The following is a 9,370-nucleotide window of genomic DNA, read 5'->3' as shown; positions in this document are numbered from 1 at the left end:
CCATTCTGCCTTGTATTTGAGCATTGTACAAAACATTCCCCAACTACAATCACTAATAGCCTTAGCTAAATTATGATTGCGTACCATGGCTTTAACATTGAGATTTTCTACCGCAATAACTTGGTTTTCGTTAACTATCTTACGGGATAGCTTGTGGAGAAAATCCTCACGACATCTTGAGATTTTAGAGTGAACTTTAGCTACTTTACGTCTAGCTTTTTGACGGTTGTTACTGCCTTTCTTTTTACGCGATAACTTTTGTTGTTTCCTTTTTAGATTACGTTGATGTTTGGCTAAATGTCTAGGATTATCATATTTACTGCCATTGCTGGTAATAGCAAAATGATTCAGTCCTAAATCAATTCCTATGGCTTTTCCATCTATCCCCCCGCCTTCGTCACCCCCCTGCTCTCCTTGATCAGGGGGAGATTGCCCGTCATCAACTAAAATAGAAGCGTAGTATTTACCGTCTGGGTTTTTTGAGATAGTAACAGTTTTAATTGTTCCTGCAAATTCCCGATGACGAACACAATAAACTAATCCAACTTTACCCGGTAATTTGAGGTAGTCACCTTCAAATTTAACCTTAGCTGGATAGCTAATTGATTGTTTACCATGTTTAGATTTGAATCTTGGTAATCTCGCCCGTTTCTCAAAGAAATTTTGATAAGCTTGGGATAAGTTCAAAGCAACAACCTGTAAGCACTGGGAATAAGCATCTGTCAACCACTCATATTCTTTTTTGAGACTAGGCAATAGTCCCTGAATATAGTTTCGTGTCAGTCCTTTTCCTGTGGTTTTATAGGTTTCTTGGCATAAATTCAGGGAATAATTCCAAAACCAACGACAACAGCCAAAGCTTTTTGCTAAGGCTATTTCTTGCTCGGTATTAGGCTTAAGTCTGAATTTGTACGCTTTGTACATAAGAGTTATCAAGAAACTATAACTATGATAACATGGTTTTCGAGAATTGTCTATATACAAAGTCAGCAGAAGTCCATAAAAGCGAGGGACTTTTGCTGACATTCAGTTAAAATACTCTTTGGTTCTAACATAGGGATACGCGATGACTACCAGAATCAAGGAAATCTTTCAAACAGGACAACCGGATCAATCCGTCACCGTGCAGGGTTGGGTGAGAACAAAACGAGAATTAAAAGAATTTACTTTCCTGGAAGTTAATGATGGCTCATCCCTAGCCAACTTACAAGTTATCCTCGAACCGACTTTACCCGATTATGAAAATGTACTAAAGACAATTAGTACAGGAGCAGCGATCGCTGTTTCGGGAAATTTGGTTCCTTCCCCGGGTAAAGGGCAAAATATCGAGTTAAAAGCGGCCGAAATCACCCTTTATGGTGACTGTCCCCCGGATTATCCCCTACAAAAGAAACGTCATTCCTTTGAATTCCTAAGAACTATTGCCCATCTGCGAGCAAGAACCAACACCCTAGGGGCAGTAATGCGGGTTAGAAACGCTTGCGCTACCGCTATCCACACTTTTTTCCAAGAAAAGGGCTTTATTTGGGTACATACTCCCATTATTACCGCTAACGACTGCGAAGGTGCGGGAGAATTATTTACTGTCACCAGTTTAGATTTAAAAAAACCCGCCAATTTTGCCGAGGATTTCTTTGGTAAACGGGCCTATTTAACCGTCAGTGGACAATTACAAGCGGAAGTAATGGCCATGGCTTTATCTAATGTTTACACTTTTGGCCCGACTTTTCGCGCCGAAAATTCTAATACTTCCCGTCATCTGGCCGAGTTTTGGATGGTGGAACCGGAAATGGCTTTTTGTGACTTGGAAGGAGATCAGGATTTAGCGGAAGCTTTTCTGAAATATATCTTTAAATTCGTTTTAGAAAATTGTCCCGAAGATTTGCAGTTTTTTAACGAACGTATCGATAAAACGGTGTTAAGTACGGCCGAAAATATCGTTAATAGTGAGTTTGGCCGGATTACCTACAGCGAAGCGATCGAGTTATTAGAAAAAGCCGATCGTCAGTTCGAGTTTCCGGTAGAATGGGGCGTAGATTTACAGTCAGAACACGAACGTTATCTAGCGGAGGAACTATTTAAAAAACCCGTGATTGTCACCAATTATCCCAAGACAATCAAAGCTTTTTATATGCGTCTAGATGACAGTAATAAAACCGTTTCCGCTATGGATATTTTAGCACCCAAGATCGGCGAAATTATCGGCGGTTCCCAACGGGAAGAACGATTAGATGTATTAATCCAAAGAATGCAGGAACAGGGAATGAATCCCGATGATTTGTGGTGGTATTTAGATCTGCGTCGCTACGGTTCCGTTCCCCACGCTGGTTTTGGTTTAGGATTCGAGCGTCTGGTACAATTCATGACGGGAATGACCAATATTCGCGATGTGATTCCTTTCCCCCGTACCCCTTTAAGTGCCGACTTTTAGAATGATGTCTAGGATCGACGGGAGAAAAGTTGTAATCCTTGAGCTTTTAGCGCTAATTTGCTTGGTCTTTGGAGACTTGTACAACTTTATTGTACAAGTTCAAGCTCTTGAACTCCCCAAAAACCCCAAAATCTCGATCGCTAGTTAGGGAGAGAAATATAAAGATTTATTAAATTGTAACTTTTGATACAGTTACGGGGGATAGTATGTGTGGTTGTATGGAGAATCGGTTATTATTACCTTTATCGAATCCGCTCAAAATACTACATCAAATGATAATTCATCATGGGATAGTGAAGATTGGGAGCAATTTGACCAACTCATTGCCAATTGTCTTGTAGATATAGGAATTGAAGATTGAGCATCGGCAACACGACCATTATATTTATCACCGAAACGAGAATCCTATCCATGATTGGGAATGAAATTTGAAGTTGTTACCCCTTTGGGATTTACAGTTAGAACTTCAGAAGGTTATTGGCAGAGGCTAATGGGCAAACATCCTGACCTTGAGGAGTTGGAGGAATTAGTGACCCTTACCCTAGCTTCACCAGATGAAATTCGACGCAGTAGCCACGATGCTGGGGTGCTGCTATTTTATCGCCAGCGACAGGAAAAACGTTGGGTTGTGGCAGTGGCTCGGCGTTTGAATGGAGATGGGTTCTTGATTACTGCCTACCAAACCGATGGGATTAAAGAAGGGGAAATGCTATGGCTCAAGTAAAAGTTTTCTATGAACCGGAAACGGAATTACTGACTGTCTTCTGGCAGCAACCCAGAAAGGAGCAGATTTGTACTGAACTGGGGGATGGGGTGATTCTGATTAAGGATTCCACCAGTGGCGAGCCGATTGGCTTGGAAATTCTCTCCTATCGCCCTGGGGACAATCGCTTTGATGCAGTGAGCGTTGAACTGGGGCAGTTGAGTCCCGTCCGTTGATATTGGTCGTGATTCTGGTTGTCCTCTAACTTCCGAAATCATCTGGGCGTTGAGGATGGGTTTCATGGTGGATAGCTCGTCAGGGAGAGAAATGTAAAGATTTATAAATTGTAGCTTTTGATACAGTTGTGGGGGGTGTGTGCTGTGCTGTTATCCTCCTTCTGTCTTGGGTTGGGCTATTGCTTGACCTGACTGCGAGAGAGTGCGATCGCACTGTATCTAAGTTAACTCATTTTGCTGAAAATTATGACGGGAATCTTGACGCATTTGTTCAATAACTTCGGGATATTTTTCCAGATCTTCTAAGGAGTTTAAAGGTGGATAAACTACTCGATCTTTTCTTTCATTTACCTTATCTACATAAGCATAAAAAGCCTCGTCATCCTCACGATGAGATAATACATAACTTTTTAATTCTTGAGAGGTCATAGTTTTAAAATTAGGTTTTTGATTCATTTTATCCATTGTCCATTAGGTTTAATTTCAATCTCAATACCTTCACCAATTAACATGAAAATATTTTTAGTACGATCATCCAATCTTATTAAGTTAATTGGTAAATAAAACCTTGTTGCCCAACAAGATAGGGTATAACATTGCAAGAGTTGTGCAAGTGTCGGAATATTTTTCCCTCCCAAAACCGAACGAATGACACTAATTATAACAAAATAGAGAATCTGCTTCAACAACTTCGAGACAGAGTTGAACGCAAAGGCGAATCCGACATACCGCGCCACAATAACTCAAGAAAGAGGATAGTTCGTCTGAGAAGGAGTAAAACAACGGAAAACACCTGAGACTCCCTGCTCTGTCAACCCCTAAGCTAGGGAGAGAAATATAAAGATTTATTAAATTGTAGCTTTTGATACAGTTGTGGGGGGGGAGTGTGTATTGTTTTGCTATCTCCCTTTGGTGTTGGGTTGGGCTGTTGCTTAACCTGGGTGCTAGAGCGAGATCGCACTGTATACATCAAATAAAGATCAGGGAGGTAATTAGGTGATTGTGTTCAAAATTAGGTTAGTAACACCAATTCTGTTAGCAGGGGTAGCAACTGCGATGGGATTGACTGCTCAAGCTAATGCCTTAACAACACAAAGTTGTATCTTAGTAGGGGATACTTTTGACTGCTTTCGAGTACCTAATGCAACTGAAACTTTTGCGACATCCATCAATAATAATGGCGATATTGTCGGTTATTTCAATTCTAACAACACACCCAACCAAGGCTTCTATAGAAGTCCACAAGGTGACTTAAATATTTTAAACTTTCCTGGTTCTATCGAAACCACACCTCAAGATATAAATAATCTTCGACAGATTGTAGGAAGTTACTTAGATAGTAATAGTGTATTCCATGGTTTTATTTTTAATAGTGGTGCATTTACAACTTTTAATACACCGTTCAGTGACAGTATTATTGCTGGCAGTAATGACTTGGGCGATATAGTAGGTCAATACTTCGACAGTGACACTCAAACAGTTCGTAGTTACCTATTTAGTGAAGGTATTTTTTCTCTTATTGATGTCCCTAGTGCTACTAACACATTTGTTAGTGAAATAAACAATAATCGTGAAATTGTCGGTGACTACTATGACAGCGAAGGAAACGCACATGGATTTATTTTGAGAAACAATACTTTCAGTGCCATCAACTTACCGGGTGAAGGAGAAACATTTATTTATGATATAAATAACTTGGGAGATATTGTGGGAGTAAATGTACCGGAACGCCCCTCATCCTTAAGTGCCCGTGGTTTCCTATATAGTCAAGGAAGTTTCAGGACTATTCATGTACCTGGTGCTGTCTCCACGTTCACTACTGGAATAAATGATGCTGGTATAATAGTGTTAGCTGCAAAATCTGCACCTGAGCCTTCTTCTATGTCATGCATACTAGCCCTCAGCACCCTCGGTGCAGCTTCAACCCTCAAGCGCCAACTAAAACCCTCTAAATCCACCGAAAAAGAAACCACAAAAGTAAGCTAAATTGCCTCTAAAAATACCATAAATACCCCTTCATTCAATCTTGAGGGGGTTTATTTTTTTCTTCATCAACAATCTGTAAAACACTGCTGTATAAAGGTGCAGCCACCCAAAATCCTGCTTGATTGATCAAAGCGTCTAGTAGGGGTTTCACCTCAGAGATTAACCCTCGATTCTTCGCCTCAACTAAAATGCCCAGAATTCCTGTGTATCGAAGATTAAGTCTAGCAGCAATCCTACGACCACGACGCTCATCAATCAAAACTTGATCCGCTCCCAACTCGAGTGCCAAAGCAATAGCCTCAGCTTCTCCCTTATCTAGTTCATCAGCAAGAGCTTCAATCACTGTGCGGTTAGTTACCGTTCGAGTTTGAATCCAATCTAAGGTTTGTACCTCTGTTGAACCTGCTACCGGAAAATCAGGCTCAGTTAATTCTCGATAAACTGCTTCAGGAATAAAAACTATTTGGTAAAGTTGTTGTAGCAGATGAAGTTGATTAATGGCGGCAAGATTGTTGATAGGCGATGTATCACTGACAACAATCACAATCTTCCCATCTCCCGCAAGTTCTTAATATCCTGTTCAAAATCTTCGACATCGTAGTGTACTGGAATTTGACGACTTGCAAGTAGGTGTTGAAAAGCAATACGATTCATTCCTGCAAATCGACTCGCTTGAGCAAGGGTGAGCTTCTCTTTTTGAAAGAGCATGACCGCAATTTCCTGCCTCATCTCAGCTTCAGTCATGCGTGTTGCACTGAGAATTTCATCGGAGATATCAATACTCATGGCTATAACCCTATCTATCCCTTCCTATTGGAATAATATCATAACCCCCTTCATTTAGTCAGTTGAGGGGGTTTATTTTTTGCGTCTCTTCCTCTTACACATTTTACACATTAAGAATCGGTTTTATGCTATTGAGTTACCAAAGCCAATAGAAGAGGCTTTATTATCAGTTGCCAACTAAAACTATCCCAAGCCACCGAAAAAGAAACCACAAAAGTCGGCTAAATTGCCTCTAAAAATACCAGAAATGCCACTTCAATCAATCTTGAGGGGGTTTTATTGTATGGTTGAAGGGTGAGTAAACTAGATCAAATTACACAATCTTGAGCTATAATCGGCAATGAGGTCGAATCCGAACAACGATCAGAAAAAACTCCTGGTTGCTGAACTTAAAAAAGCAGCAATCAAACATACCCCAGAAAATATTATCATAATTACTCAAGATCCTAGCGGGAAAATTGTTTTTCTAGAAACTGGAAAAGCAGGTGACAAAGGTTCTGGATTGCTGCATATTCTAGAAAATCATCGAGAAGATTTTCTCCAGAGAGGTATTACTGAAGAACAAATTTCCGATTTAATTGTAACAGCTATTATAGCGGTAAGCGCTTGAGTGAGATACAGACCAAGCTTTGCCTAGCACGGTTTATAGCTCGTGACACTGTACCTCATACGACTGCACACCGCTATAGTGAGGGAAAAATTATTGGCATACAAGGAAAAAGTCGCATAATTTATCAAGTAGAAATCAATGGAATTATTCAGTATGTTTCTCTAGAAATTAGTCATAATGGTTACTTAGTGAGTGCTAATCCAACTCCAACTCGATTAATTAACAAACTTATTCAGGAATGATAGTTATGGCAATCAGAATCAAACTTTGGGCAGATTATGGAAGTTACCCACTTTGGGGAGTAGATGAAATTGATAACATTGCTCCTGAAGAATTGCCATTAAGTCAAGCAACCATTCAACGTTTAAACGCATGGCAGGATACTTACGATAAGACTTTAAATCAAGACTATCCACCTTTATCAGATTTTCCTAATCAGCAAGCTGAAATGGATTTTAAACAAGAAGGAATTAGTTTATGGAAACAGTTATGTCTTGAACTGGCCCCAGATTATGAAGTTTTCTACCAAAATGAAGGTCAATTGTTCAGACATCCTAAGGAAATAACCAAAAAATCTACAGTACAAAAAATAACAGTTTGAGTATCATCACCTTCGGCTCTAGCGCAGCTTCAACCCTGAAGCGCCAACTAAAACCCTCTTAATCCACTGAAAAAGCAACCACAAAAGTAAGCTAAATTGCCTCTAAAAATACCATAAATACCCCTTCAATCAATCTTGAGGAGGGTTTGTTTTTTTATATCTCTTTTTTGGCAATAGATGCTATAATGAAAGGCCACTCTTTAAGATTGCTTGATCGATCGTGGACTTTGAGATTATCAGCGATATTACGAATATCGAGATTATTGCCACAGGAACAGGAATTCGTAATCGGGAACGGTTGCAAAAACAGTATGGCAAAGGTAAATGGAGAAAATTAAAGGGCATAGCCCAAGTTCAGCTTGCCAATGGTATAGTAAGGTTAGCTGAAGTCCATTGGTATGAAGCTCATGGCATCGGCAAAAAAGAATTTAAGCTCAAGTTACCCTTTCTAGATTGACCATGAAAATAGAGTCATCTCCCACAAATAAGTTCGCAGTTTGTCTCAATAATGAAGGCTACGAAGCTTCACTAGAAGTTGGCAAAATATACCGCGTTATCCCTGATGAGACAGCAGAAATAAACAGTCTAATTCGGGTTATTGATGAAAGTGGTGAGGATTACGCTTTTTCTGTGAATCGGTTTCATCCTATTGAGTTACCAAAGCCAATAGAAGAGGCATTGTTATCAATGGCCAACTAAAATCCTGCCAATCCACCGAAAAAGAAACTACAAAAGTCGGCTAAATTGCCTCTAAAAATACCATCAATGCCCCTTCAATCAATCTTGAGGAGGTTTATTTTTGGCATCTATTAATACTTCTAAAAACTGTCAAACTTATTAATGATGTCTTGAATTTGCTGCGCTGGGATGTCTGTTTGGTCAGATTTGGCATAGATGAGGAGCATCAAAACATAACTATTGTCTTTAAGTTGATAGATAACACGATAGCCGCTACTTTTGCCCTTTTGAATATCGCTGTTTTTGAGGCGAACTTTAAAGACAGTGTAGCCTATTCCTGGTATTTTATCGCCGATGAATTTGCCTATCTGAAGGTCATCAATTAGGGGTTGTATATCAGTACGAATGCTCCGATAGCGTTTGGCGAGGATGCGAAGTCGATCCTTGAATTGCTCGGAGAAAAGAAGCTTAATGGGGGGAATTTCTTCAGTCATCTATGCCATCCCACAGTTCAGAGATGGGATGTACTTGGCCCTCTTTAGCTTGCTGAAGAGAAATACGAAGACTGGTGAGGATGAGTTCTTTTGGTTCGTCGTCGGGGTCCGTGGGTGGAGTGAGGATATTACGCGATACTAGCAATTGGTAGAAATCATCGAGCGCCATTCCCGTTAGTTCGGCTGCTTGTTCAAATTGAAGGCGTTGCTGCTGATAGAGCATGATAGCGATTTCCGTGAGCATTTGAGCTTCAGTCATTTGGACTGTTTGCAGAAGTTCAGAGGGAAGGATGAGGCTCATAGAGGTTTCATTAAGTGGTGGTAACTTCATTGTATCGCCATTAAAAAGAAACCACAAAAGTAGGCTAAATTGCTTCTAAAAATACCATAAATACCCCTTCAATCAATCTTGAGTGGGTTTATTTTTTTCTTCATCAACAATCTGTAAAACACTGCTGTATAAAGGTGCAGCAACCCAAAATCCTGCTTGATTGATCAAAGCGTCTAGTAGGGGTTTCACCTCAGAGATTAACCGTCGATTCTTCGCCTCAACTAAAATGCCCAGAATTCCTGTGTATCGAAGATTAAGTCTAGCAGCAATTCTACGACCACGACGCTCATCAATCAAAACTTGATCTGCTCCCAACTCAAGTGCTAAAGCAATAGCCTCAGCTTCTCCCTTATCTAGTTCACGACTCAAGAGCTTCAATCACTGTGCGGTTAGTTACCGTTCGAGTTTGAATCCAATCTAAGGTTTGGACTTCTATTGAACCTGCTACCGGAAAATCAGGCTCAGTTAATTCTCGATAAACTGCTTCAGGAATAAAAACTATTTGGTAAAGTTG

The 9,370-nt window shown here is 40.1% G+C and carries 17 protein-coding genes; 8 read left to right on the top strand and 9 right to left on the bottom strand.

Annotated elements, in window-relative coordinates:
- Positions 1–924: RNA-guided endonuclease InsQ/TnpB family protein (locus IM477_RS16340; RefSeq protein WP_287732614.1), on the bottom strand; the 924-nt coding region annotated here is incomplete at its 3' end.
- Positions 925–1,066: 142 nt separating this feature from the next.
- Between IM477_RS16340 and asnS the strand changes: the two genes are divergently transcribed.
- From asnS to IM477_RS16325, 3 genes are all read left to right on the top strand, one after another.
- Positions 1,067–2,431, top strand: coding sequence for an asparagine--tRNA ligase (gene asnS, locus IM477_RS16335; RefSeq protein WP_287732612.1), 1,365 nt, complete (start codon positions 1,067–1,069; stop codon positions 2,429–2,431).
- Between the two features lie 421 nt (positions 2,432–2,852).
- Entirely contained in the window at positions 2,853–3,155 is a 303-nt protein-coding gene (locus IM477_RS16330; protein ID WP_002759084.1) for a hypothetical protein, read from the top strand.
- Positions 3,143–3,370 (top strand): hypothetical protein, encoded by a 228-nt coding sequence (locus IM477_RS16325; protein ID WP_002735928.1) that lies wholly within the window; start codon positions 3,143–3,145, stop codon positions 3,368–3,370. Before IM477_RS16330 ends, IM477_RS16325 begins: the two co-directional genes overlap by 13 nt.
- A 219-nt stretch (positions 3,371–3,589) precedes the next feature.
- On the opposite strand, the gene IM477_RS16320 is transcribed toward IM477_RS16325, so the two are convergent.
- Both IM477_RS16320 and IM477_RS23430 read right to left on the bottom strand, forming a co-directional pair.
- Positions 3,590–3,826, bottom strand: a complete 237-nt coding sequence (locus IM477_RS16320; RefSeq protein ID WP_223212995.1) for a DUF6887 family protein — start codon at positions 3,824–3,826, stop codon at positions 3,590–3,592.
- Entirely contained in the window at positions 3,823–4,107 is a 285-nt protein-coding gene (locus IM477_RS23430) for a DUF6888 family protein (protein WP_149985246.1), read from the bottom strand. Before IM477_RS23430 ends, IM477_RS16320 begins: the two co-directional genes overlap by 4 nt.
- 319 nt (positions 4,108–4,426) lie before the next feature.
- On the opposite strand from IM477_RS23430, the gene IM477_RS16315 reads away from it, so the two are divergent.
- Positions 4,427–5,356 (top strand): hypothetical protein, encoded by a 930-nt coding sequence (locus IM477_RS16315; protein WP_287732609.1) that lies wholly within the window; start codon positions 4,427–4,429, stop codon positions 5,354–5,356.
- Between the two features lie 34 nt (positions 5,357–5,390).
- Here the strand turns inward: IM477_RS16315 and IM477_RS16310 are convergent, their stop codons facing one another.
- The gene (locus IM477_RS16310; RefSeq protein ID WP_287732608.1) at positions 5,391–5,900 is read right to left on the bottom strand and encodes a PIN domain-containing protein; all 510 of its coding nucleotides are present in this window, start codon (positions 5,898–5,900) and stop codon (positions 5,391–5,393) included.
- Positions 5,897–6,142, bottom strand: coding sequence for a UPF0175 family protein (locus tag IM477_RS16305; protein WP_002748168.1), 246 nt, complete (start codon positions 6,140–6,142; stop codon positions 5,897–5,899). Before IM477_RS16305 ends, IM477_RS16310 begins: the two co-directional genes overlap by 4 nt.
- A gap of 340 nt (positions 6,143–6,482) precedes the next feature.
- Here IM477_RS16305 and IM477_RS16300 point away from each other — a divergent pair, with 340 nt between their 5' ends.
- The 4 genes from IM477_RS16300 to IM477_RS16285 all read left to right on the top strand — a co-directional run bounded on the left by IM477_RS16300 (position 6,483) and on the right by IM477_RS16285 (position 8,052).
- A complete protein-coding gene (locus IM477_RS16300) occupies positions 6,483–6,752 on the top strand; it encodes a hypothetical protein (RefSeq protein WP_287732606.1) in 270 nt (89 codons plus the stop codon).
- 247 nt (positions 6,753–6,999) lie between these two features.
- Complete coding sequence (locus IM477_RS16295; RefSeq protein WP_043997966.1) at positions 7,000–7,353, top strand: immunity protein CdiI family protein; 354 nt, start codon at positions 7,000–7,002, stop codon at positions 7,351–7,353.
- 220 nt (positions 7,354–7,573) lie between these two features.
- Positions 7,574–7,810: a hypothetical protein gene (locus IM477_RS16290; RefSeq protein WP_072926254.1), complete on the top strand. Its 237-nt coding sequence runs from the start codon at positions 7,574–7,576 to the stop codon at positions 7,808–7,810.
- Positions 7,811–7,812: 2 nt separating this feature from the next.
- A complete protein-coding gene (locus IM477_RS16285) occupies positions 7,813–8,052 on the top strand; it encodes a hypothetical protein (protein WP_045361344.1) in 240 nt (79 codons plus the stop codon).
- Between the two features lie 119 nt (positions 8,053–8,171).
- Here IM477_RS16285 and IM477_RS16280 read toward each other — a convergent pair whose 3' ends face one another.
- The 4 genes from IM477_RS16280 to IM477_RS23425 all read right to left on the bottom strand — a co-directional run bounded on the left by IM477_RS16280 (position 8,172) and on the right by IM477_RS23425 (position 9,349).
- Positions 8,172–8,525, bottom strand: coding sequence for a type II toxin-antitoxin system RelE/ParE family toxin (locus IM477_RS16280; RefSeq protein ID WP_287732604.1), 354 nt, complete (start codon positions 8,523–8,525; stop codon positions 8,172–8,174).
- Entirely contained in the window at positions 8,518–8,856 is a 339-nt protein-coding gene (locus IM477_RS16275) for a UPF0175 family protein (protein ID WP_353845554.1), read from the bottom strand. Before IM477_RS16275 ends, IM477_RS16280 begins: the two co-directional genes overlap by 8 nt.
- A gap of 72 nt (positions 8,857–8,928) precedes the next feature.
- Positions 8,929–9,225, bottom strand: coding sequence for a PIN domain-containing protein (locus tag IM477_RS16270; RefSeq protein WP_287732600.1), 297 nt, complete (start codon positions 9,223–9,225; stop codon positions 8,929–8,931).
- Positions 9,215–9,349: a hypothetical protein gene (locus tag IM477_RS23425; RefSeq protein WP_502866547.1), complete on the bottom strand. Its 135-nt coding sequence runs from the start codon at positions 9,347–9,349 to the stop codon at positions 9,215–9,217. Before IM477_RS23425 ends, IM477_RS16270 begins: the two co-directional genes overlap by 11 nt.
- Between the last annotated feature and the right edge of the window lie 21 nt (positions 9,350–9,370).

The organism is Microcystis sp. M090S1, from assembly GCF_020246295.1.
Classification (GTDB): domain Bacteria; phylum Cyanobacteriota; class Cyanobacteriia; order Cyanobacteriales; family Microcystaceae; genus Microcystis; species Microcystis aeruginosa.
The sequence above is the reverse complement of the archived record's forward strand: the minus strand, read 5'-3'. Positions and strand labels throughout refer to the sequence as shown.

Excerpts from the sequence above, each read along its gene's own strand:
- IM477_RS16320 (WP_223212995.1), bottom strand. The coding sequence starts at position 3,826 with ATGAATCAAAAACCTAATTTTAAAACTATGACCTCTCAAGAATTAAAA.
- IM477_RS16275 (WP_353845554.1), bottom strand. The coding sequence starts at position 8,856 with ATGAAGTTACCACCACTTAATGAAACCTCTATGAGCCTCATCCTTCCC.
- IM477_RS16295 (WP_043997966.1), top strand. The coding sequence starts at position 7,000 with ATGGCAATCAGAATCAAACTTTGGGCAGATTATGGAAGTTACCCACTT.
- IM477_RS16285 (WP_045361344.1), top strand. The coding sequence starts at position 7,813 with ATGAAAATAGAGTCATCTCCCACAAATAAGTTCGCAGTTTGTCTCAAT.
- IM477_RS16315 (WP_287732609.1), top strand. The coding sequence starts at position 4,427 with ATGGGATTGACTGCTCAAGCTAATGCCTTAACAACACAAAGTTGTATC.
- IM477_RS16280 (WP_287732604.1), bottom strand. The coding sequence starts at position 8,525 with ATGACTGAAGAAATTCCCCCCATTAAGCTTCTTTTCTCCGAGCAATTC.
- IM477_RS16300 (WP_287732606.1), top strand. The coding sequence starts at position 6,483 with ATGAGGTCGAATCCGAACAACGATCAGAAAAAACTCCTGGTTGCTGAA.
- IM477_RS16325 (WP_002735928.1), top strand. The coding sequence starts at position 3,143 with ATGGCTCAAGTAAAAGTTTTCTATGAACCGGAAACGGAATTACTGACT.
- IM477_RS16330 (WP_002759084.1), top strand. The coding sequence starts at position 2,853 with ATGAAATTTGAAGTTGTTACCCCTTTGGGATTTACAGTTAGAACTTCA.
- IM477_RS16305 (WP_002748168.1), bottom strand. The coding sequence starts at position 6,142 with ATGAGTATTGATATCTCCGATGAAATTCTCAGTGCAACACGCATGACT.
- asnS (WP_287732612.1), top strand. The coding sequence starts at position 1,067 with ATGACTACCAGAATCAAGGAAATCTTTCAAACAGGACAACCGGATCAA.